Source organism: Streptomyces sp. NBC_00090, assembly GCF_045160815.1.
GTDB lineage: Bacteria > Actinomycetota > Actinomycetes > Streptomycetales > Streptomycetaceae > Streptomyces.
Genome location: NZ_CP108224.1, coordinates 3,242,284 through 3,265,472, shown reverse-complemented (window position 1 = coordinate 3,265,472; position 23,189 = coordinate 3,242,284). Strand labels below are relative to the sequence as shown.

The following is a 23,189-nucleotide window of genomic DNA, read 5'->3' as shown; positions in this document are numbered from 1 at the left end:
CCGTTGACTGATGGCGCGCCCGGTTCACGATGAAGGCCGGTGCGCTGCAGGGCGAGTGAGCCGAAGGGGCGCGTCGGTGCCGAGAGGGTGAACGCGCGCAGGCCCGACGCAGGAGGGCCGAGCACGATCGCCCTCTCGGCACCGGCGTGAGCGCCCCGGAGGCGAACCGAGCCCCAAAAAAAGCGAGAAGCGCCCCGCCGTCGATCCCCCCACGGGTCGACGAGCGGGGCGCTTCCCATATCCCCGGTGCGGATTCCCCCCACGGGATCCGGGCCGGGCGTCTGCCGGCGTCAGCAGCAGCTGCGCGGGTCGGGCGCGATGCGGTCTGCCGGGGTACGTACGGGAGGGCCGCTCAAAGCTCCCCGGTGCACGTGCCCCGGCCAACGCTTGCCTAGGGACGTCCCCCAAGACATCCCATGAACGTCCCCCAAGACGTTCTCGGCATCGCCCACTTAGACTCGCGAACAGCCCAGATGGTTACCCCCCAATATCTGTGATCTAGATCTCTTTGTGAAGGTCCTGTGCGTCACGTGTAGGTCAAGTCACGAAAAGTGGCGCAGGCGCAGGCTGTTGGATACGACGAAGACGGACGAAAGGGCCATAGCGAGGCCCGCGATCATCGGGTTGAGCAGACCGGCCGCCGCCAGCGGCAGTGCCGCCAGGTTGTAGCCGAAGGCCCAGCCGAGGTTGCCCTTGATCGTGGACAGGGTTCGGCGGGAGAGCCGGATGGCGTCCGCCGCGACCCGCAAGTCGCCCCGGACGAGGGTCAGATCGCTCGCCTCGATGGCCGCGTCCGTGCCCGTTCCCATCGCCAGGCCGAGATCGGCGGTGGCCAGGGCGGCGGCGTCGTTGACCCCGTCGCCGACCATCGCGACCGTCCGGCCCTCCGCCTGGAGCCGCCGGATCACCTCGGCCTTCTCCTCGGGCAGTACCTCGGCGATCACCTCGTCGATGCCCACCTCCGCCGCCACGGCCTCCGCGACCGCCCGGTGGTCGCCGGTGAGCAGCACCGGCCGCAGCCCCAGGCCACGCAGCCGGGCGACCGCCTCGGCGCTGGTGTCCTTGACGGTGTCGGCGACGGTCAGGGTGCCCCGGGCGACCCCGTCCCAGGCGACGTGGACGGCGCCGGGCTCGTGGGCCTCCGGCGCCTCGACGCCTTCCGTCGCGAGCAGGGCGGCGCGCCCGACGAGGACCAGCCGGCCGTCGACGGAGCCGCGCACCCCGAGCCCGGGGACGTTCTCGAAGGTCTTCGGTACGGGGAGCTCCCCGCAGCGTTCGGCGGCGGCGGTCGCGACGGCGCGGGCGACCGGGTGCTCGGAGGCGTGCTCCAGGGCGCCCGCGAGCCGCAGCAGTTGGGTCTCGTCGGTGCCCTCGGTGCCGTAACTGCCCCCGTACACGCGCACGCCGACGAGCCGCATCCGGCCGGTGGTGACGGTGCCGGTCTTGTCGAGGACGACCGTGTCGACGCGGCGGGTGGACTCCAGGACCTCGGGGCCCTTGATCAGGATGCCGAGCTGGGCGCCGCGGCCGGTGCCGACCATGAGGGCGGTGGGGGTCGCGAGGCCGAGGGCGCAGGGGCAGGCGATGATCAGGACGGCGACGGCGGCGGTGAACGAGGCGGTCGGGTCGTCGGTGAGCAGGAGCCAGGTGACGAGGGTGCCGAGCGCGAGGAGGAGCACCGCCGGCACGAAGACGGCGGAGATCCGGTCGGCGAGCCGCTGGACCTCGGCCTTGCCGTTCTGGGCGTCCTCGACGAGCTTCGCCATCCGGGCGAGCCGGGTGTCGGAGCCGACCTGGGTGGCCCGGACGACGAGCCGGCCCGAGACGTTGACGCAGCCGCCGGTCACGGCGGAGCCCTCGGTGACGTCGAGCGGCAGCGACTCGCCGGTGAGGAGGGAGGCGTCGACGGCCGACGCGCCCTCGGTGACGGTGCCGTCGGTGGCGATCTTCTCGCCGGGGCGTACGACGAAGAGGTCGCCGGCCCGCAAGTCCGCGACCGGGATCCGTGCCTCCGTGCCCCCGCGCAGGACGGCCACCTCCTTGGCGCCGAGGTCCATCAGGGCCCGTAGCGCGGTGCCCGCCTTCCGCTTGGCGCGGGCCTCCAGGTAGCGGCCGAGCAGGATGAAGGTGACGACCCCGGCCGCGACCTCCAGGTAGATCGTGGAGGCGCCCTGTGCGCGGTCCACGGTGAGGTCGAAGCCGTGGCGCATGCCGGGCATGCCCGCGTCGCCGAGGAAGAGCGCCCAGAGCGACCAGCCGAAGGCGGCGAGGGTGCCGACCGAGACGAGCGTGTCCATGGTGGCGGCGCCGTGCCGGAGGTTGGTCCAGGCGGCGCGGTGGAAGGGGAGCCCGCCCCAGACGACGACGGGGGAGGCGAGGGTGAGGGAGAGCCACTGCCAGTTGTCGAACTGGAGCGCCGGGACCATGGCGAGCAGGACCACGGGCGCGGCGAGGACGGCGGAGACGGTCAGCCGCTGCCGCAGGGAGGCGAGCTCGGGATCCTCGGGGGATTCCGGGGTCTCCCGTACGGGCTCGGGCGGCGCGGGCTCCTCGGCGGTGTAGCCGGTCTTCACCACGGTGGCGATCAGCTCGCCGACGCCGACCCACGGGGGGTGCTCGATCCGTGCCTTCTCCGTGGCGTAGTTGACGGTGGCCGTCACGCCGTCCATGCGGTTGAGCTTCTTCTCGACGCGGGCGGCGCAGGAGGCGCAGGTCATCCCGCCGATCGTCAGCTCGGTGACCGCGACGGCCGCCGTGTCGGTGCTCGCGAAGGCGGCCGGGCCGTCGGTCGCGTCGGCTTCGGTGGGGGTGTCGGTGGGCGTGGAGGTCATGTCCGGTTCCAAAGGGCAGCAGGGCCGTACCAGGTAACGGTACGACCCTGCGAGGTGTTGACCGCGGGGGCAGGTCAGACCAGCTCGTAGCCGGCCTCGTCGACGGCGGCGCGCACCGCGGCCTCGTCGAGCGGGGCCGCGGAGACGACGGTGACCTGGCCGGTCGAGGCGACGGCCGTGACGGAGGAGACGCCGGGGAGCTCGGAGATCTCGCTGGAGACGGCGCCCTCGCAGTGGCCGCAGGTCATGCCCTTGACCTGGTAGACGGTGGTGAGTTCGGTCTTCGTCTCTGCGGTCATGACGTTCTCCTTCGGGGGTTCAGGGCCGTACAAAACCGAGATTATACCCCTAGGGGGTATGAATTCCACTCCCGGCCGGCTCGCGCCGCGCCGGTGAGGTCGCGGGGAGCGGGGGCGTCCGTGTGGTGGGCGGGTGCTCGTGCGCCGGAAGACCTTCAAGTCCCTCCGGCGGCAGGCCATCTGGCTGGATCCTATGGTAAATACCCGTTATGTCGCATTCGGGGAGCACGCTCATCCTGATCATGGCGATCGCCGTCCTGGCGCCGCTGCTCGCCTACGCCGTGGGACGCCGGCTCCCCGTACCCCTGGTCATCTTCGAGATCCTGCTCGGCATCCTCATCGGCCCCGACGTCCTGGGCTGGGCGCATCCGGACGCGCTGATCGACGGCCTCTCCGAGCTCGGCCTCACCATGCTGATCTTCCTCGCGGGGTACGAGATCGAGTTCGGCAAGGTCCGCGGCGACACCCTCAAGCGGGCGGTCTGGGCCTGGGTCGCCGCCCTCGCCCTCGGGCTCGGCGCCGGGATCCTGCTGGGCGGCGGGTACGCCAAGGGCGTCTTCATCGGGGTGGCGCTGACCAGCACCGCGCTCGGCACCGTCCTGCCCGTCCTGCGGGACGCGGGCGAGCTCCACGGCCGGTTCGGCTCGGTCGTCATGGCCTTCGGCGCGGTGGGCGAGTTCGGCCCGATCATCGCGATGGCGCTGCTGCTCAGCGGGCGCGCCGCGGCCGAGTCGACCGTGCTCCTCGCGGTCTTCGCCGCGCTCACGGCCGGCGCCGTCCTCTGGGCGCTGCGCCCCCGCCCGCCGTGGTTCTCCCGGATCATCGCCAAGACCCTGCACAGCAGCGGCCAGTTCGCCGTCCGGTTCGTCTTCCTGCTGCTCGCCCTGATGCTGGGGGCCTCGACGGCGCTCGGGCTCGACGTGCTGCTCGGTGCCTTCGCGGCCGGGCTGATCACCCGGCTCGTCCTGACCGGGGCCGCGCCCCAGGCGGGACCGGAGATCCTGGAGAAGGTCGAGGCCGTCGGCTTCGGCTTCCTCGTCCCGGTCTTCTTCGTCGTCACCGGGATCGAGTTCGACCTGGACTCGCTCCTCTCCGGAGGCAGGACCCTGCTCCTGCTGCCGGTCTTCCTGCTGCTCTTCCTCGTCGTGCGCGGCGGCCCGATCCGGTTCCTCGCCCCGCGCGACCTCGACCGCGCGGACCGGGGCGGTCTCGTGCTCTACGGCTCCACGGCGCTGCCGCTCGTCGTCGCGATCACGACCATCGGCGTGGACGACAACGAGCTGACGGCCGGCGACGCGGCGGCGCTCGTCGGGGCCGGCATGGTCTCCGTCCTCGTCTTCCCGCTGCTCGCGCTGAGGCTGCGGGCGCGGGCGGGGGAGAAGGTGCTGCCCTCCGAGGCGGTCAGGGGTTCCGAGACGTGGTGAGCCCGGCGCCGCCGCCGTGGTGGGTGCCTCCGATGACCGGGTCGAGGTAGCGCAGGAGGACGAGCTTCAGCTCGGCGACCGTGGCGTCCCGCTCGGGCCCCTCGGGGGCGGCGAGGACCAGGGCGAGGCCGCCCTTGAAGACCGCGAAGGCCATGTCGGCTATGCGGACGCACTCCTCGGGCGGGCTCTCCGGGAGGTAGTGGGCGATCAGGAGGCGGACCCGCTCGATCAGCGAGGCGTGCAGGGCGTCGTGCTCCTCGGCGATCCGGCCGGGGATCTCGGAGCCGTGCATCAGGGCGAGGAAGACCGGGTTGGCGCAGTTGAACTCGATCAGCGGGTCGATGACCGCGTCGAGCAGTTCGGGCAGCGGCAGTGCGAGGTTCTCCGGGGTGAAGGCCTGGCCGTGGGCCTCGCGCATCTCGTGCATGAGGCGGCCGCCGAGCTCGACGGCGATCGCCTCCTTGTTCGGGAAGTACTGGTAGAGCGTGCCCGGCGAGACGTGTGCCTCGCGGGCGATCGCGTTGGTGCTGGCCGCCGTGTACCCGTTCGCGCAGAAGACGTTCGCGGCGGCCTGGAGCAGCTGCGTGATGCGGCGCTCGCCACGCGCCTGGCGGCGGCGCGGCTTCGCTTCCTCGGACATCTCGGACATGGCTGTCCCCAGCTCTCCTCGACACACGTTTGACAAACACGAGAGGTCGCTCGCATTCTTGGAAAACGCGAGTGATCACTCGTGTTTGTCATTCTATGGCAATGGGCGACCCATGTGACCTGCCGGGAAGCGCGCACACGGGTCAGGTGAAGGGGACACCGCGTCATGGCCGAAGTCAAGAAATCAGCGACCGGCGGGGGCCGGACACCGGCGGAGGCCGGGCCAGGGACGTCCGGAGGCTCAGGCGGCCCCGGAGGCTCAGGCGGCCCGGCAGGCTCGCGCGGGCCCGGAAGCTCGCGCGGCCCCGGCGGGTGGACGCGGTTCGTCACCGTCCGGCCGCGCCTCACGCTCCTCGTGGCGCTCGTCCTCACCGCCCTCGCCGTCCTGGCGGGCGGCGGCGTCGCCGACCGGATGGGCAGCGGCGGCTTCGAGGACCCGGCCGCCGAGTCCACGTACGCGACCGAAGCGCTGGCCCGGGAGTTCCCCGGCTCCCAGCCCAACCTGCTCCTCCTCGTCGACACCGGAGAGGCCGGGGTCGACGCCCCGGCCGTCGCCGCCGAGGCCCGCAAGCTCGCCGAGCGGCTCGACGCCGAGCCGGGCGTCGACGGCGTCGGCTCCTACTGGTCGACCGGCTCGCCCGCCCTCCGCTCCGAGGACGGCAGCCAGGCCGTGATCGCCGCCCGGATCTCCGGCGAGGAGAAGGACGCCGCCGCCGTCCTGGACCGGATCGCCCCCGAGTACCGCGGCGCGCACGGCCCCGTCGAGGTCTCCCTCGGCGGCGGCCTCGCCGTCCGACACGAGATGCAGGTGATCATCCAGGAGGACCTGCTGCGGGCCGAGCTCATCGCCCTGCCCCTCACCCTCGTCCTGCTCGTCATGGTCTTCGGCAGCGCCGTCGCCGCCCTGCTGCCGCTCGGCGTCGGCATCGTCGCCATCCTCGGCACCAACGCGGTCCTGCGCGGCATCACCGAGTTCACGGACGTCTCGGTCTTCGCGCAGAACCTGACGACCGCGCTCGGCCTCGGACTCGCCATCGACTACGCCCTGTTCGTCGTCCGCCGCTACCGCGAGGAGCTCGCGGCCGGAGCCGACACGTACACCGCCGTCCGCACCACCCTGCGGACGGCCGGGCGGACCGTGCTGTTCTCCGCGCTGACCGTCGCCGTCTCGCTCTCCGCGATGCTCGTCTTCCCGCAGTACTTCCTGCGCTCCTTCGCCTACGCCGGGATCGCCGTGGTCCTCCTCGCCGCGACCGCCGCCCTCACCCTGCTCCCCGCGGCCCTCGTCCTGCTCGGCGACCGGGTCAACGCCCTGGACCTGAGGCGCCTCCTCCGGCGCGGCCGCGCGCCCCGCGAGGCCTCCGCCGGGGGCGGCTGGGGGCGGGCCGCCGACCTCGTGATGCGCAGGGCGCCGGTCTTCGCCGTCCTCACCACGGCCGGCCTCGTCCTCCTCGGACTGCCCTTCCTCGGCGTGAAGTTCGGCACCGCCGACGACCGCCAACTCCCCGTCACCGCCTCCTCCCGGGTCGTCCAGGACCAGCTGCGCGACGGCTTCCCCGGCAACCCCGGCGGCGGGATCACCGTCCTCGCCGAAGGTCCCGCCACCCCCGCCCAGTACGCGGAGTACCGCGAGCGGATCGCGGCCCTCGACGGCGTCGACCGGGCCGACGGCCCCGTGACCGCGGGCGGCGCCGGCGGCCACGCCTACTTCACCGTCGTGCCCGAGGGGGAGACCGTCGGCGCCGGGGCCCAGCGGGTCGTGGGCGAACTGCGGGCCGCGCCCGCCCCCTTCGAGACCTCCGTCACCGGACAGGCCGCCGTCCTCACCGACTCCAAGGACGCCCTCGCGGAGAGGCTGCCCTGGGCCGCGGCGATCGTCGTCCTCGCCACCCTGCTCATCGTCTTCCTGCTCACCGGCAGCGTCCTCATCCCCGTCCAGGCCGTCGTCCTCAACGCGCTCAGCCTCACGGCGATGTTCGGCGCGGTCGTCTGGGTCTTCCAGGAGGGCCACCTCGCCGGACTCCTCGGCTTCACCTCCACCGGCGACATCGAGACCACGCTGCCCGTGCTCATGTTCTGCGTCGCCTTCGGACTCTCCATGGACTACGGGGTCTTCCTGCTCTCCCGGATCAAGGAGGAGTACGACGCCACCGGCGACCACGAGCACTCCGTGCGCTTCGGGCTGCGCCGCACCGGTGGCCTGATCACCGCCGCCGCCGTGATCCTCGCCGTCGTCATGGTCGCCATCGGCACCTCCCGGGTCACCAACACCAAGATGCTCGGCCTCGGTGTCGCCCTCGCCGTCCTCATGGACGCGATGGTCGTCCGCAGCCTCCTCGTCCCCTCCGTGATGAAGCTGACCGGTCGCCTCACCTGGTGGGCCCCGGCGCCGCTGCGCCGCTTCCACGACCGCTTCGGAATCAGCGAGTCGGACACGTACAACCCTTCGGCCGCTTCGGATGTCGAAGAGGTGTCAGAGAAGTGGGGGGAAACCACTTTCTCACGTCAATGAGCTGAATTCTTGGGGGAGTTCATGACGCGTATGCGTGCAGGCCTGGTCCTGGCGACGGCCCTCGCCGCCGGAATCGCACCGGTGGCGCTCGGGGGAGCGGCGGCCGTCGCCGCACCGGTGGCCGTCCAGGCCGGAACCACTGCCGAGCCCGGCACGGTGGTCCAGGAGGGGGGCCGGCTGACCGTGCCGGCGGGCGTCGAGGGGCCGGTGACGCTGCGGTTCAAGGCGACGCTGCCGGCCGGGGTGACGGGGCCGGTGAAGGCCCGCGTCACCCTGCCCATCACCAACTGGCCGCCCGCCGGCTGGACCGACTACCGGGTCGCGGCCCGGATCGTGTCCACGTGCTCGGTCGGCGGCGGGGCGTTCGCGGCCTGCGCCTGGCAGGGGACGACCCTCTCCGACGACGGCGGGCCGGCCCGGGTCGTGCTCGACCTGCCCGCCGTGGAAGCCTCGGCCACCCTCGATTACGCCGTCACGATCGACCTGCCGGAGGAGCTCGCCTGGATCGGCTCCCTCGAAGCGCCCGTCGAGCTGAAGGACGCGAGCGGGACCGTCGTGGCCCGGGGCACGGTCGGAGTCGACGTCGTCGCGGGCACCTCGGCCGCGTCCCTGCTGGGCGCCGTGCACGCCGTCGACAAGGACGGTGTCCTCTGGCGGTACGAGGCCACGGGCAAGGCCGACCGGACCCTGACGCCCCGCAAGCGGATCGGCGGCGGCTGGAACGTCTACGACCGGATCGTCCCGCTGAACCGCGCGACCGCGGCCGGCACGGGCGACCTGGTGGCCCGGGACAAGAACGGCCACCTCTGGTACTACGAGGGCTCCGGCAACCCCGCGGCCCCCTTCAAGCCGGCCAGGCGCACCTCCGGCGACCAGATCGGCAGGTGGCAGGAGTACACGTCCCTCGCCTCCAACGGAGAGGGGGGCCTCGTCGCCCGCGACAAGGACGGCGTCCTCTGGAACTTCGAGCGGTCGGACGAAGAGGGCATCAGCCTCTTCAAGCCGCGCGTGCGCGTCGGCGGCGGCTGGAACGTCTACACGCAGATCGCCGCCTTCGACGACGGCCTGGTCGCCCGCGACGCGGCCGGTGTGCTCTGGAAGTACAACGGGACCACCTCCACGTCGGCGGCGCGGCCGTTCGAGGCCCGCTGGCGGGTCGGCGGCGGATGGAACATCTACAACACCCTGGCGGGAACGAAGGAACTCGGCGCCGGGACCCACACCGAGCTCATCGCCCGGGGCACCAACGGCGACCTCTGGGCCTACGACGCCAGGCCCTCCGGCTTCGGCTACGCGCCCAGCTCGCTCCGCACCCGGATCGGCTGGGGCTGGAGCATCTACAAGACGGTGATCTGACACCTCTGATCGGCACCTCTTCAAGGGGGATCCATGAGAAACACCCGTACGTTTCTGGTCGCGGCGAGTGTTCTGCTCGCCGCTCTGATCCCCCCGGCCGCCGGAGGGGCGCAGGCTCTCGCCGCGCCCCTCACGGCGCCCACCCCGGACCCGGCCGCCGCGGCGCCCGAGCCCGGCACCGTCGTCCAGCGGGATGGCACCGTCGTCGTCCCCGCGGGCGAGGAGGGACCCGTCACCAGCTACCTCCTTGCCACCCTCCCGGCCGGTGCCACCGGACAGGTGTCGGCCCGGATCGACTGGGCGAACCTCGAATGGTGGGACAGCGAACGGCCCGGCTGGCTCTCCTACCTCACCTGGTCGTGCTCCGTGAACGGCGGGCCGTTCACACCGTGCCCGCTCAACGGCCCCCATGACGGGGAGCACCCCTACACCCAACTCCCGACGACGACCGCCGCACCCACCCTCACCTACGCCGTCCGGGTCGACGCGGCCACGTACGGCTCCGTGGGCGTCCCCGCCTGGGGCACCGTCTCGGTCACCGCGGCGGGCGAGAAACTCGCCGACGGACCGGTCGAGTTCCAGTTCGTCGACGGCACCCCGGAGGCCTACCGGCGCACGGTGCTGCACGCCCGCGACCGGAGCGGCGTGCTCTGGCAGTACGAGGGGACGGGCAAGGACGAGGCGCCCTTCAAGCCCCGCACGCGGGTCGGCGGCGGCTGGGGCGTCTATACGGCGCTCACCAAGCTCGGCCCCTCGACGGCGGACGGCGGCGGCGACCTCGTCGCCCGGGACGGCGCCGGCACCCTCTGGTACTACTCCGGCTCGGGCGACCCGGCCGCACCGTACTGGCCGCGCGTCCGCGTCGGCGGCGGCTGGAACGCCTTCACCTCCCTCACCGGCACGCCCGGAGGGCTGCTCGCCCGGGACCGTTCCGGTGTCCTCTGGCACTACGCGCGCTCCCACCAGGCCCCGCCCGCAGCCCCCTTCAAGGCGCCCGTCCGGGTCGGCGGCGGCTGGAACGCCTACACCGCGATGACCGCGCTCGGCGACGGCCTCGTGGCCAGGGACACGAGCGGAGTGCTCTGGCTCTACCGGCAGGGCAACCCGCGCGACCCCGCCGTACCGCTCGCGCCGCGCGTGCGCGTCGGCGGCGGGTGGAACGTCTACTCCGGCCTCGTGGGCACCGGAGAGCTCGGGCGCCTCGGTCCGCCGGACCTCGTGGCCCGCGACAGGGACGGCTACCTCTGGACGTACGAGGGCACCTACTACGCGCCCCCGGGACCCAACAGGAAGCGGGTCGGCTGGGGCTGGAACATCTACGACGCCCTCCTCTGACCGGCCCGACGGAACCCACGGCACCGACGGAACTGGAGAATGCCATGAGACAGCTGCGAAGAGTCCTGGTCGCGACGGGAGCCGTCCTCGCCGTCGCGACCACCCTGGTGGCCGCCACCCCCGCGCCCGCCCCGGCCACCGCGCCGCCCGCGAGCGAGGCCGAGGCCGCCGTCGAACCGGGGACGATCGTGCAGGAGGGCGGTCCGCTGACCGTGCCCGCCGGCGGGGGTCCGGTCACCACCCGGCTCACCGTCACGCTGCCGTCCGGCGTCACGGGGCCCCTGCGCGCCGCGCGGGTCAGCTTCAAGGCGGAGGGGGACACGTGGTCCCGCCCGGGCGAGCAGTTCACCTCCACCTGCTCGGTGAACGGCGGAACGTCCGCGCCCTGCGCCTGGTCCTCGCCCGACCCGGAGGCGGTCGACGGCACCTGGCTCATCCTCGACCTGCCCGCCGCCGAGGTGCCCGCCGGCTCCTCGACCGTCACCTACGACATCACCGTCGACGTCACCGAAGGCATGGAGTGGCTCTCCCGCCTCTCCGCCACCCTCGAACTCCATGACGCGACCGGCCCGGTCGCGCGGGGGGACGTGGCCCTCGACATCGTCCCCGGCGCCATCTCGGCCCGGCACAGGTCGTCGCTGCACGCCCGGGACCGCGACGGCGTGCTCTGGCAGTACGACGCCACCGGAAGCGCCGACGCGCCGCTCGCGAAGCGGAAGCGGGTCGGCGGCGGCTGGAACGTCTACACGGCGATCACCAAGCTCGACCGCACCACCGCCGAGCGCAACGAGGGCGACCTGGTGGCCCGCGACCGGAACGGCGTGCTCTGGTACTACGACGGCAACCGCCAGGTGGACGCGCCCTTCAAGCCGCGCGTGCGGGTCGGCGGCGGCTGGAACGTCTACACGAGCATCGTCGGCCTGCCGGGCGGTGACCTCGTCGCCCGCGACCGGGACGGGGTCCTCTGGTTCTACGAGGGGCGGAACACCTCCCCGGGCCCGCGGGCGTTCCGCCCCCGCGTCCGGGTCGGCGGCGGCTGGAACGCGTACACCGCCATCGCCTCCTTCGGCGACGGCCTGGTCGCCCACACGGCGACCGGCCGGCAGTTCCGGTACGAGAAGTCGGACGACTGGCACCCGTCCGCGCCCTTCGAGCCCCGCCGCGAGGTCGGCGGCGGCTGGAACCGGTACACGGCCCTCACGGGAATGGGGCTCGCCCTCGACGACCCCTCCCTCGCCGCCCGGACCGCGGACGGCAAGCTGTTCGTCTACGGGGTCGACCGGTGGAACGGGAACTCCGACCCGTACCGTCCCCGCCCGGCGGGCTGGGGCTGGAACATCTACGACACGCTCGTCTGACCCGTCGTCACTCGCGGCGGCCCCGGTTGCCGGGGCGGTCGGCGACCCAGGCGCGGATCGTGTCCGCGTACCAGTAGGGCTTGCCCGACTCGACCTGGTCGGGGGGCGGGAGGAGACCGTGCTTCCGGTAGGAACGGACCGTGTCCGGCTGGACCCGGATGTGCGCGGCGATGTCCTTGTACGACCAGAGACTTCTGTCCGTCATGCCTGGTACCTCCCTGCGCACCGCGCAGCGGCGGCAGGGGGTGCCGTTCGGGGGCGCTGCGGGCGGGCTTTGGTGATCACTGAGCCTGTGCCCGTTGAACGACCCCTGCCGCCAGGAGGAGAGCGGCTGTCGAGCGCCTGTGACGGAACACCCGCGTAACGGAGATACGCGTGACCGGGGAGGGACCTGTGTGACGGAAGTGATGCACACGGACAACGGTGTGTCCGCGTGCGTCACCCCAGGTCAGACCGGTATGCGCCGGTCACACGCCGCAGGAGCGAAGGAAGCGCCGGGTGCGCAGCGCGATCGGGTACGGAGCGTCCGGATCGCACGGGTACATGTCCTGCTCGACGATCGCGAAGAGGTCCACGTCCAGGGCCCGCGCGGCGGCGAGCACCGGTTCGAGGTCGGGCACCCCGGAAGGCGGCTCGCACATCACGCCCCGCGCCACCGCCGGGCCGAACGGCACCTCCTCGGCGACCACCCGGGCCAGGACCTCCGGGTCGACCTGCTTGAGGTGGAGGTAGCCGATCCGCTCCCCGTAGGTCTCGATCAGCTTCACGCTGTCCCCGCCGGCGTACGCGTAGTGCCCGGTGTCCAGACAGAGCGCGACGGCCTCCGGGTCGGTGGCGTCGAGGAAGCGCGTCACGCTCTCCTCGCCGTCGAGATGGGTGTCGGCGTGCGGATGGACGACGAGCCGCAGCCCGTACCGCTCCCGCACCTCCCGCCCCAGACGCTCCGTCAGACCGGTCAGATCCCGCCACTGCTCGGCGGTGAGCGTGCGCTCCTCCAGGACCTCGCCCGTCCGGTCGTCCCGCCAGAAGGACGGGATGACGACGAGATGGCCCGCGCCCACGGCCTGGGCGAGGGCCGCGTTCTCGGCGACGTGCGCCCAGGTGCGGTCCCAGACGGCCGGGCCGTGGTGCAGCCCCGTGAAGACCGTCCCCGCCGAGACCCGCAGCCCGCGCCGCGCGGTCTCCTCCGCGAGGACGGCCGGATCGGTGGGCAGATAGCCGTACGGCCCGAGCTCGATCCACTCGTAGCCCGCGCCGGAGACCTCGTCGAGGAAGCGCTGCCACGGCACCTGCCGGGGATCGTCGGGGAACCACACCCCCCAGGAGTCCGGGGCGGAGCCGATGCGGATACGGGACGGCGACAACGACGGCTTCGGCGGCTTCGTCATGCCTGCCACCTTCTCCGGGGCCGGAGAGCAGCGTCAAGCGGGCGGGGCGAGCGGGCGAGGCGATCGGCCAGGCGTCAGAATGTCCGGACATATCGTTGACACGCCTCCGGGCGGACGGCTAGACCTGGGTGCGGGGCCGAGGGCGGCCGACGCGAGAGGTGGCGTGTGCAGACGGAGCCGTACGACCTGATCACCATGGGGCGCCTCGGCGTGGACCTGTACCCGCTGCGGAGCGGTGTCGGGCTCGACCGGGTCGAGACCTTCGGCAGGTTCCTCGGCGGCTCCCCGGCCAACGTCGCCGTCGCCGCCGCCCGGCTCGGCCGCCGCACCGCGCTCGTCTCCCGCACCGGGGCCGACCCCTTCGGCGCCGCCCTCCACCGGGACCTCCGGGGCTTCGGCGTGGACGACCGCTGGGTGACCGAGGTCGAGGCCCACCCCACCCCCGTCACCTTCTGCGAGCTCTTCCCGCCCGACGACTTCCCCCTCTACTTCTACCGCCGGCCCAGCGCCCCCGACCTGGAGATCCACCCGCACGAGCTGGACCTCGACGCGATCCGTGCCGCCCGGGTCTTCTGGGCGACCGGCACCGGCCTGTGCGCCGAACCGAGCCGCGCGGCGACCCTGGCGGCGCTGCGGGCCCGGGCCGGCCGGGAGGTGACCGTCCTCGACCTGGACTGGCGGCCCGTGTTCTGGACCGACCCGGCCGAGGCCCGCCCGTACTACGCCGAGGCCCTGCGCCACGCGACCGTCGCCGTCGGCAACCTCGACGAGTGCGAGGTGGCCACCGGGGAGCGCGAACCGCACGCCGCCGCCCGCGCCCTGCTCGCCACCGGCGCGGTCCGGCTCGCCGTCGTCAAGCAGGGCCCCAAGGGGGTCCTCGCGCTCGCCGCCGACGGGACGGCCGCCGAGGTGCCGCCGCTGCCCGTCGAGGTCGTCAACGGCCTCGGCGCGGGCGACGCCTTCGGCGGGGCCCTCGTCCACGGCCTCCTCGCCGGCTGGGACCTCGAACGGACCCTGCGCCACGCGAACGCCGCCGGCGCGATCGTCGCGGGCCGCCTCGCCTGCTCGTCCGCCATGCCCCGCGAGGCGGAGATCGCCGAGGCGCTCGCGGCGGGCACGGGAACGATCCCGGAACGGGGGTAGGGATCCGCCATGAACCCCGCGCCCGACCCCTCTCGAACAAGCCGACTTCACCTGCCCTCCGGGACCGCCGCCGACGGGCCGTACGCGCTCCGCATCGGCCCCGACCTGGCCGGCTGGGAGCGTTCCGCCCTCCGCGTCCTCACCCTCGGACCGGGGGAGACCCACTCCTTCGAGACCGGGGATTCCGAATGGGCCGTGCTTCCCCTCGCCGGTGCCTGTAGCGTGCGCCTCGACGGCGAGATCATCGAACTCCTCGGCCGCGAAAGCGTGTTCGCGGGCGTGACCGACTTCGCCTACGTACCGCGCGACGCCCACGCCCAGATCGCCTCCGGCGCGGGGGGCCGCTTCGCTTTGGCAGGAGCGAAGTGCGAGCGACGACTCCCCGCCCGCTACGGCCCCGCGCCGGAGGTTCCCGTCGAGACCCGGGGCAGCGGCAACCGCGCCCGCCGGGTGCGGAACTTCGCCGCGGCCGGCGCCTTCGACTGCGACCGGCTGATCGCCGTCGAGGTCGTCACCCCCGGCGGCAACTGGTCCTCCTATCCGCCGCACAAGCACGACGAGCACCGCCCGGGCGCCGAATCCGTCCTGGAGGAGATCTACTACTACGAGATCGCCGGCCCCCACGGCCTCGCCTACCAGCGGATCTCGCCCTCCCGGCCCGGCGGCGCCGAGCTCCTCGCCGAGGTCCGGGACGGCGACGCCGTCCTCGTACCGGACGGCTGGCACGGGCCCTCGATCGCCCAGCCGGGTCACGATCTCTACTACCTCAACGTCATGGCGGGCCCCGGACCCGAGCGGGAGTGGAAGATCTGTTTCCACCCGGACCACGCGGAGGGATACGTATGAGGCTGACCGTCGCCCAGGCCCTCGTCCGCTTCCTCGCCGCCCAGTACACGGAGCGCGACGGGGCCAGACAGCGGCTGATCGCCGCCACCTGGGGCATCTTCGGCCACGGGAACGTCGCCGGGATCGGCCAGGCCCTCGTCGAGGACCCCGCACTCATGCCCTTCCACCAGGGCCGCAACGAACAGGCCATGGTGCACGCCGCCGTCGGCTGGGCCCGCCAGTCGAACCGGCTCTCCGCGCACGCCGTCACCACCTCCATCGGCCCCGGCGCCACCAACCTCGTCACCGGCGCGGCGCTCGCCACCGTCAACCACCTGCCGGTCCTGCTCCTCCCCGGCGACACCTTCGCCACCCGCCCCGCCGACCCCGTCCTCCAGCAGCTCGAAGTCCCCCACGCGGGCGAGGTGTCGGTCAACGACTGCCTGCGCCCGGTGTCGAGGTACTTCGACCGGATCGGCCGCCCCGAGGCGCTGATCCCGGCCGCGCTCGCCGCCATGCGGGTCCTCGCCGACCCCGTCGAGACCGGCGCCGTCACCCTCGCGCTGCCCCAGGACGTCCAGGCGGAGGCGTACGACTGGCCGGAGGAGTTCCTCGCCGAGCGGGTCTGGCGGGTCCGCCGACCCCGCCCCGACACCGCCGAACTCGACGCCGCCGCACATGCGATCAAGGCCGCCCGCCGCCCGCTGATCGTCGCGGGCGGCGGGGTCCGGTACAGCGGCGCCGAGGACGCCCTGCGCACCCTCGCCGAGCGGACCCGTATCCCCGTCGCCACCACCCAGGCCGGCAAGGGCGTCCTGCCGTACGACCACCCCTGCGAGACCGGCGGCATCGGCCACACCGGCAGCGCCACGGCGAACGCCCTCGCCGCGGACTCCGACCTGATCATCGGCGTCGGCACCCGCTACACCGACTTCACCACCGCCTCCGGCACCCTCTTCCCAGCAGGCGCCCGCTTCGTCAACCTCAACATCGCCGGCTTCGACGCCCACAAGATGGGCGCGCTGCCGCTCGTCGCCGACGCCCGCGAAGGCCTCACCGCCCTGACGGAGGCGCTCGGCGACCACCGGCGGTCCGCGCCGGAGTGGAGCTCCGCCAAGCGGGACTGGCAGCGGCGGGTCGACGCGGCCTACGCCGTCCCCGACGAGGACGCCCGGCCCACCCAGGCCCAGGTCCTCGGCGTACTCGACACCCTGGTCGACGGCAGCGACATCCTGATCAACGCCGCCGGCTCGCTCCCCGGCGACCTCCACAAGCTCTGGCGGACCCGCTCCACGGACCAGTACCACGTCGAATACGGCTACTCCTGCATGGGTTACGAGATCCCCGCGGCCCTCGGCGTCCTGCTCGCCGCGCCCGGCCGACCCATCTGGGCGCTCGTCGGCGACGGTACCTATCTGATGAATCCCACCGAAATCGTCACCGCCGTGCAGGAGCGGCTGCCCCTGCGGCTGATCATCCTCCAGAACCACGGCTACGCCTCGATCGGCGGCCTCTCGGAGGCCGTCGGCGGCGAGCGGTACGGCACCGACTACCGCCACCGGGACGCGGAGGGCGGTTTCACGGGACCACCGCTCCCCCTCGACCTCGGGGCCAACGCCGCCTCCCTCGGTATGCGGGTGCTGCGTCCCCGCACCGTGCGTGACCTGCGAGAAGCCCTCGCGGACGCACGGACCACGACGGTTCCCACATGTGTCTACGTCGAGACCGAAACGGCAGACACAGTGTCGGGCCCGCCCCCGGCCCAGGCGTGGTGGGATGTGCCCGTGGCCGAGACCTCGACCCGCCCGTCGGCGGTCAAGGCCCGCGAGGAGTACGACCGGCACGTCACCGCCCGACGCCGCCATCTCTGAAGGAGCATTTCGTCATGACGAACACCGTCAAGACTGTCAACCACTGGATCGGTGGCAAGGCCGTCGAGGGCACGTCGGGCAACTGGGGCCCGGTCACCGACCCGGCCACCGGCGCCGTGACCACCCGGGTCGCGCTCGCCTCCGTCGAGGAGGTGGACGCCGCCGTCGCCGCCGCCAAGGACGCCTTCGCGACCTGGGGCACCTCGTCCCTCGCCCAGCGCACCACCATCCTCTTCAAGTTCCGCGCGCTGCTCGACGCCAACCGCGACGCGATCGCCGAGCTGATCACCGCCGAGCACGGCAAGGTCCACTCGGACGCGCTCGGCGAGGTCGCCCGCGGCCTGGAGATCGTCGACCTGGCCTGCGGCATCACCGTCCAGCTCAAGGGCGAGCTCTCCACCCAGGTGTCGAACCGGGTGGACGTGGCCTCGATCCGCCAGCCGGTGGGCGTCGTCGCGGGCATCACGCCCTTCAACTTCCCGGCCATGGTGCCGATGTGGATGTTCCCGATCGCCATCGCGACCGGCAACACCTTCATCCTCAAGCCGAGCGAGAAGGACCCGTCGCCGGCCCTGAAGGTCGCCGAGCTGCTCGCCGAGGCGGGCCTCCCGGACGGTGTCTTCAACGTCCTGAACGGCGACAAGGTCTCCGTGGACCGGCTCCTGGAGCACCCGGACGTCTCCGCGATCTCCTTCGTGGGCTCGACCCCGATCGCCCGCCACATCCACACCACCGCCTCCGCCAACGGCAAGCGCGTCCAGGCGCTCGGCGGCGCCAAGAACCACATGCTGGTCCTCCCGGACGCCGACCTCGACGCGGCGGCCGACGCGGCCGTCTCGGCGGCGTACGGCTCCGCCGGCGAGCGCTGCATGGCGATCTCGGCGGTCGTGGCCGTCGGCTCCATCGGCGACCAGCTCGTCGACAAGATCCGCGAGCGCGCCGAGAAGATCAAGATCGGCCCCGGCAACGACCCGACCTCCGAGATGGGCCCGCTCATCACGGCCGTCCACCGCGACAAGGTCGCCTCCTACGTCACCGGCGCGGCGGCCGAGGGCTGCGAGGTCGTCCTCGACGGCACCGGCTACACGGTCGAGGGCCACGAGAACGGCCACTGGATCGGCCTGTCCCTCCTGGACCACGTGCCGACCACGGCCACGGCCTACCAGGACGAGATCTTCGGCCCGGTGCTCTGCGTGCTGCGCGCCGAGACGTACGAGGAGGGCCTCGCCCTCATCAACGGCTCGCGCTTCGGCAACGGCACCGCGATCTTCACCCGTGACGGCGGCGCGGCCCGCCGCTTCCAGATGGAGGTCGAGGCCGGCATGGTCGGCGTCAACGTGCCGATCCCGGTGCCGGTGGGCTACCACTCCTTCGGTGGCTGGAAGGACTCGCTCTTCGGCGACCACCACATCTACGGCAACGACGGCGTGCACTTCTACACGCGCGGCAAGGTCGTCACCACCCGCTGGCCGGACCCGTCCGACGCCCCGGCGGGCGTGGACCTGGGCTTCCCGCGCAACCACTGACACCCGGCCCACCCGACCGAGTACGGCCCCCGGAGCGCGCACGACACCGCGCCCGGGGGCCGTCCTCGTGGCCCGCGCACCCGGGTGCGGTGGAGGTCGGCCCCCGGAGCGGCATACCGCGTCTGGTGTACGGCGCCGCTTCCCGTACGACTCCAGGAGGTCGGGGGCCTCCCCCTCGGGGCCGCAGTGCCGCACGAGTGGGCCCGCATAGGCTCGACCCATGCGACTCCGACTTCCCCGGTGGGCCGCGGTCACCGCCGTCCTCGCCGTCCTCGCGGGTGCCGGCACCTGGACCGCCGTCGCCTCGGACGAACCGCCGCCCGTGCACCGCGCGGACCGGGCGCTCGACACCGACGGTGTACGGCTCGACACCTCGTACTTCACGAGCGGCGGTGGCGAACGCCGCCCGGCCGTCCTCCTCGGCCACGGCTTCGGCGGCTCCAAGGACGACGTCCGTGCCCAGGCCGAACAGCTCGCCCGCGACGGCTACGCCGTCCTGACCTGGTCCGCCCGGGGCTTCGGCGCCTCCACCGGACAGATCGGCCTCAACGACCCCGACCACGAGGTCGCGGACGTCCGGAAGCTGATCGACTGGCTCGCGGACCGCCCCGAGGTCCTCCTCGACAAGCCCGGCGACCCGCGCGTCGGCGTCACCGGCGCCTCCTACGGCGGCGCGGTCTCCCTGCTCGCCGCCGGACACGACGCACGCGTCGACGCCGTCGCCCCGCAGATCACCTACTGGAACCTCGCCGACGCCCTCTTCCCGAACGGCGTCTTCAAGAAGCTCTGGGCCGGGATCTTCTTCTCGGCCGGCGACCAGAGCGGTACGGGCCGCCCCGGCGCGAACCCCGCCGCCCCCGCGAACCCCGCCGCCGCGAAGGGCTCGGCCCCGGCCGCGAACGGCTGCGGCCGTTTCACCGCCGAGCTCTGCTCGCTCTACCAGCGCGTCGCCGTCAGCGGAAAGCCCGACGCCGCCGCCCGCACCCTTCTCGAAGCCCGCAGCCCCTCCGCCGTCGGCGCCCGCATCAAGGTGCCCGCGCTCATCGTCCAGGGCCAGTCCGACTCCCTCTTCACCCTCGCCCAGTCCGACGCCATGGCCCGCACCCTCGGCGCCAACGGCGCCCCCGTCGCCGTCGACTGGATCGCCGGCGGCCACGACGGCGGCGACCGCGAGTCCGAGCGCGTCGAGCGGCGGATCAGCACCTGGTTCGACCGCTGGCTGAAGCGCGACACCTCCGTCGACACCGGCCCCGCCTTCCGCGTCAGCCGCACCGGAGGCGTCGACTCCACCGACGGGCAGGCCACCCTGCGCGCCGCGACCGCCGACCGCTACCCGGGCCTCACCGCCGGCACCGGCACCGTCCCCCTCGCCGGGCCGCCGCAGACCTTCGCCAACCCGGCCGGCGCCGCGCCGCCCGCCATCTCCGCCGTCCCCGGTCTCGGCGGCGGCCTCTCCGGCCTGTCCTCCCTCGGCGTCGGCCTCTCCCTCGACTTCCCCGGCCAGCACGCCCGCTTCGACGCGAAGCCGCAGACCGAGGCGGTGCGGATCACCGGCACCCCGACCGTCCGCGTCAAGGTCACCTCCACCGCCGCCGACGGCTCCGCCGTCCTCTTCGCCAAGGTGTACGACGTCGGGCCCGACGGACGGCAGCAGGTGCTGCCCTCCCAGCTCGTCACCCCCGTCCGCGTCGAGGACGCCAGGGCCGGCCGCAGCGTCGCCCTGACCCTGCCCCCGATCGACCACGAGGTGGAGGCCGGGCACCGGCTGCGGCTCGTCCTCGCCGCCACCGACCTCGGCTACGCCTCCCCGACCGTCCCCGCCGGCTACACCGTCGCCGTCGAGGGCCCGCTCACCGTCCCGACCGCGCCCGGCCTCGACACCCAGGCCGCCGCCCAGCCCTGGTGGGTGTGGGGCCTGCCGCTGATCGGCCTGGCCGTCGCCGCGGGCCTCCTGCTGACCGCCCGCCGCCGTACCACCGCCCCCGCGCCCGACCCGGAACTCGCCTCCGTACCCCTCCAGATCACCGGGCTCTCCAAGAAGTACGCGGGCGGCGACCGGTACAGCGTCCGGGACCTCTCCTTCCGCGTCGAGCGGGGCCAGGTCCTCGGTCTCCTCGGGCCGAACGGCGCGGGCAAGACCACCACCCTGCGCATGCTGATGGGCCTGATCCGGCCCGACGAGGGGGAGATCCGGGTCTTCGGCCAGGCCATCCGCCCCGGCGCCCCGGTGCTCTCCCGGGTCGGCGCCTTCGTCGAGGGCGCCGGCTTCCTGCCGCACCTCTCCGGCCGGGAGAACCTGGAGCTGTACTGGAAGGCCACCGGCCGCCCCGCCGAGGACGCCCACGTCGACGAGGCCCTGCGGATCGCGAACCTGGGCGGCGCCCTCGAACGGGCCGTACGGACCTACTCGCAGGGCATGCGGCAGCGCCTCGCCATCGCCCAGGCCATGCTCGGCCTGCCGGACCTGCTGATCCTCGACGAGCCGACCAACGGCCTCGACCCGCCGCAGATCCGCGAGATGCGCGAGGTGATGATCCGGTACGCGGCCGAGGGCCGGACCGTCATCGTCTCCAGCCACCTCCTCGCCGAGGTCGAACAGTCCTGCACCCATCTCGTCGTCATGGACCGGGGACAGCTCGTGCAGGCCGGACCGGTCGCCGAGATCACCGGCTCCGGCGACACCCTGCTCGTGACGCTGGCCGGCGAGATCGACGACCCGCTCGTCGAGAAGATCGGCGCCCTCGCGGGCGTCGGTTCGGCCGCCCGCGCCGACGGCGGGCTCCTCGTCCGCCTCGACGGCACGGACGCGACCACCCTGATCGGCGAACTCGTCCGCCTGGACGCGCCGCTGACCGGGGTCGGACCGCACCGGCGCCTCGAGGACGCGTTCCTGACCCTGATCGGAGGAGGACCCGCATGAGCACGCCCGACACCCGGACGCCCGGCACCAGCACGCCCGGCACCCGGACGCCCTACACCCTCACGGGCACGGCGGAGTCCGCCCCCGGCTACCGGCCCGGACGCACCCTGCCGCTGCGCGTGGAGGCCCTGCGCCAGTGGAAGCGGCGCCGCACCCTGATCATGGGCGGGATCCTCGTCGCCCTCCCCTTCGTCCTGATCGCGGCCTTCGCGATCGGCGGCGCGGGGGACGGCGACCGCAACGGCCGCATCACGCTCATGGACACGGCGACGGCCTCCGGCGCCAACTTCGCCGCGACCTGCCTCTTCGTCTCGGCCGGCTTCCTCCTCGTCATTCCCGTCGCCCTCTTCTGCGGCGACACGGTCGCCTCCGAGGCGAGCTGGTCCTCGCTGCGCTACCTCCTGGCCGCGCCCGTGCCCCGCTCCCGGCTGCTCGCCTCCAAGCTGGCGGTGGCCCTCGGCTACAGCGCGGCCGCGATGGTCCTCCTCCCGCTCGTGGCGCTGACCGTGGGCACGGTCGCCTACGGCTGGGGGCCGCTCCAGCTGCCGACCGGCGGCTCCGTGCCCGCCACGGACGCGGTGCTGCGCATCGCCGTGGCCGTCGCCTTCGTCTTCGTCTCCCAACTGGTCACCGCCGGGCTCGCCTTCTGGCTCTCCACCCGCACCGACGCCCCGCTCGGCGCGGTGGGCGGCGCCGTCGGTCTGACCATCGTCGGCAACGTCCTGGACGCGGTCACGGCGCTCGGCGACTGGCGCGACTTCCTGCCCGCGCACTGGCAGTTCGCCTGGATCGACGCGCTCCAGCCGCAGCTGGAGTGGGGCGGCATGGTGAAGGGCGCGGCGATCTCGGTGACGTACGCCGTGGTCCTCTTCGCGCTCGCCTTCCGCGGCTTCGCCCGCAAGGACATCGTGTCCTGACCTGTCCTGTCCTGACCTGACCCGCGCCACCGAGCGCTCACACCCACCCCCTTCGAGCCGCTTCCGCACCCGCGCGGAAGCGGCTCGTCGTGCCGAGGGCCGCCATCAGCTCGCCCACCCGGCGGCTGTACGTCCGCGCCGACATGCCGAGCCGGGCCGCGGCCGTCTCGTCCGTGAGACCCGAGAGGAGGGCGTCGAGGACCGGCCGCAGCTGCGGCGGCAGTCCGCGCGACGGAAGCGGGGTCGGCGGCGCGTACGTCAGCTCCTCGGCCGCCGCCCAGCTGGCGTGGTGCGCCCGGACGAGGGCCTGCACGACCACCGGGTCGCGGATCAGCAGCAGCCCGTTGTAGAGCAGCTCCAGATCGAGCGGGACCGCCGCCACCGTCCGGTCGACGACGATCAGCTTGAACGGGATCGCCTCCGCCAGCCGGGCCCGGCCGGGGAACGGGAGCCCGTCCGCCAGCCGGGGCAGGGCGTGTCTCGGCACGATCCGCCGGACCTCGTCGGCCCGCTCCGCCGCGGCCCGCATGCACGCTCCCGCCAGCTCCAGGAACGGCCCGGGGATCGCACAGCCCGCGGAGGCGACCGGGTCGTCGAAGGTCAGCAGCTCGTGCCGGGTGGAAGCGGCCAGCCCGGCGAGCGCGGCACTGATGCGCCGCGCACCCCGGACCGGGCGCCCCGCGGGCCGCTGTCCCTCGGTCGCGGCCCGGTTCATCGCCGAACGGGCGAGCATCACGGAGCCCGCGCTCTCTGCCACCGCTGACCACCCCCGCCCGATCGATGTCCACTCCATGTACGCACGCGACTGCACACGGTGACAACCCCTGTTGAGAAGG

At 73.4% G+C, this 23,189-nt stretch carries 17 protein-coding genes; 11 read left to right on the top strand and 6 right to left on the bottom strand.

The features are described from left to right. Positions 1-542 precede the first annotated feature (542 nt). Positions 543-2,831: a heavy metal translocating P-type ATPase gene (locus tag OG361_RS14290; protein WP_405853660.1), complete on the bottom strand. Its 2,289-nt coding sequence runs from the start codon at positions 2,829-2,831 to the stop codon at positions 543-545. A 74-nt stretch (positions 2,832-2,905) separates the two neighbouring features. Then, positions 2,906-3,130 carry a heavy-metal-associated domain-containing protein gene (locus OG361_RS14285; RefSeq protein ID WP_384558336.1) on the bottom strand — a complete coding sequence of 75 codons (225 nt, stop codon included), beginning with the start codon at positions 3,128-3,130 and terminating at the stop codon, positions 2,906-2,908. Positions 3,131-3,339: 209 nt separating this feature from the next. Here OG361_RS14285 and OG361_RS14280 point away from each other — a divergent pair, with 209 nt between their 5' ends. Then, positions 3,340-4,554: a cation:proton antiporter gene (locus OG361_RS14280; protein ID WP_405853659.1), complete on the top strand. Its 1,215-nt coding sequence runs from the start codon at positions 3,340-3,342 to the stop codon at positions 4,552-4,554. On the opposite strand, the gene OG361_RS14275 is transcribed toward OG361_RS14280, so the two are convergent. After that, a complete protein-coding gene (locus OG361_RS14275; RefSeq protein WP_405853658.1) occupies positions 4,532-5,203 on the bottom strand; it encodes a TetR/AcrR family transcriptional regulator in 672 nt (223 codons plus the stop codon). The genes OG361_RS14280 and OG361_RS14275 overlap by 23 nt on opposite strands. A gap of 165 nt (positions 5,204-5,368) precedes the next feature. Here OG361_RS14275 and OG361_RS14270 point away from each other — a divergent pair, with 165 nt between their 5' ends. The 4 genes from OG361_RS14270 to OG361_RS14255 are packed head-to-tail and all read left to right on the top strand — an operon-like array spanning position 5,369 to position 11,763. Then, the gene (locus OG361_RS14270; protein WP_405853657.1) at positions 5,369-7,714 is read left to right on the top strand and encodes an MMPL family transporter; all 2,346 of its coding nucleotides are present in this window, start codon (positions 5,369-5,371) and stop codon (positions 7,712-7,714) included. Positions 7,715-7,744: 30 nt separating this feature from the next. Further along, on the top strand, positions 7,745-9,070 hold the full coding sequence (locus tag OG361_RS14265) for a tachylectin-related carbohydrate-binding protein (protein ID WP_405853656.1): 1,326 nt from the start codon (positions 7,745-7,747) through the stop codon (positions 9,068-9,070). A 33-nt stretch (positions 9,071-9,103) separates the two neighbouring features. Next, the gene (locus OG361_RS14260; RefSeq protein ID WP_405853655.1) at positions 9,104-10,405 is read left to right on the top strand and encodes a hypothetical protein; all 1,302 of its coding nucleotides are present in this window, start codon (positions 9,104-9,106) and stop codon (positions 10,403-10,405) included. Positions 10,406-10,449: 44 nt separating this feature from the next. Continuing rightward, positions 10,450-11,763, top strand: coding sequence for a hypothetical protein (locus OG361_RS14255; protein ID WP_405853654.1), 1,314 nt, complete (start codon positions 10,450-10,452; stop codon positions 11,761-11,763). A 7-nt stretch (positions 11,764-11,770) separates the two neighbouring features. Here the strand turns inward: OG361_RS14255 and OG361_RS14250 are convergent, their stop codons facing one another. Together OG361_RS14250 and OG361_RS14245 are read right to left on the bottom strand one after the other, a co-directional pair. After that, positions 11,771-11,968, bottom strand: coding sequence for a helix-turn-helix transcriptional regulator (locus OG361_RS14250; RefSeq protein ID WP_405853653.1), 198 nt, complete (start codon positions 11,966-11,968; stop codon positions 11,771-11,773). Between the two features lie 262 nt (positions 11,969-12,230). After that, entirely contained in the window at positions 12,231-13,151 is a 921-nt protein-coding gene (locus OG361_RS14245; RefSeq protein WP_405853652.1) for a sugar phosphate isomerase/epimerase family protein, read from the bottom strand. A gap of 195 nt (positions 13,152-13,346) precedes the next feature. Here OG361_RS14245 and iolC point away from each other — a divergent pair, with 195 nt between their 5' ends. The 6 genes from iolC to OG361_RS14215 all read left to right on the top strand — a co-directional run bounded on the left by iolC (position 13,347) and on the right by OG361_RS14215 (position 22,353). Further along, positions 13,347-14,294: a 5-dehydro-2-deoxygluconokinase gene (gene iolC, locus OG361_RS14240; RefSeq protein ID WP_405862249.1), complete on the top strand. Its 948-nt coding sequence runs from the start codon at positions 13,347-13,349 to the stop codon at positions 14,292-14,294. Positions 14,295-14,303: 9 nt separating this feature from the next. Further along, a complete protein-coding gene (gene iolB / locus OG361_RS14235) occupies positions 14,304-15,140 on the top strand; it encodes a 5-deoxy-glucuronate isomerase (protein ID WP_405853651.1) in 837 nt (278 codons plus the stop codon). Then, entirely contained in the window at positions 15,137-16,990 is a 1,854-nt protein-coding gene (iolD, locus tag OG361_RS14230; RefSeq protein ID WP_405853650.1) for a 3D-(3,5/4)-trihydroxycyclohexane-1,2-dione acylhydrolase (decyclizing), read from the top strand. Before iolB ends, iolD begins: the two co-directional genes overlap by 4 nt. Before the next feature lie 14 nt (positions 16,991-17,004). Further along, on the top strand, positions 17,005-18,516 hold the full coding sequence (gene mmsA, locus OG361_RS14225) for a CoA-acylating methylmalonate-semialdehyde dehydrogenase (protein WP_405853649.1): 1,512 nt from the start codon (positions 17,005-17,007) through the stop codon (positions 18,514-18,516). A 220-nt stretch (positions 18,517-18,736) separates the two neighbouring features. Continuing rightward, on the top strand, positions 18,737-21,436 hold the full coding sequence (locus OG361_RS14220) for a CocE/NonD family hydrolase (protein WP_405853648.1): 2,700 nt from the start codon (positions 18,737-18,739) through the stop codon (positions 21,434-21,436). Further along, the gene (locus tag OG361_RS14215) at positions 21,433-22,353 is read left to right on the top strand and encodes an ABC transporter permease (RefSeq protein WP_405853647.1); all 921 of its coding nucleotides are present in this window, start codon (positions 21,433-21,435) and stop codon (positions 22,351-22,353) included. Before OG361_RS14220 ends, OG361_RS14215 begins: the two co-directional genes overlap by 4 nt. Positions 22,354-22,390: 37 nt before the next feature. On the opposite strand, the gene OG361_RS14210 is transcribed toward OG361_RS14215, so the two are convergent. Next, complete coding sequence (locus OG361_RS14210; RefSeq protein WP_405853646.1) at positions 22,391-23,110, bottom strand: DNA-binding response regulator; 720 nt, start codon at positions 23,108-23,110, stop codon at positions 22,391-22,393. Positions 23,111-23,189: the final 79 nt, after the last annotated feature.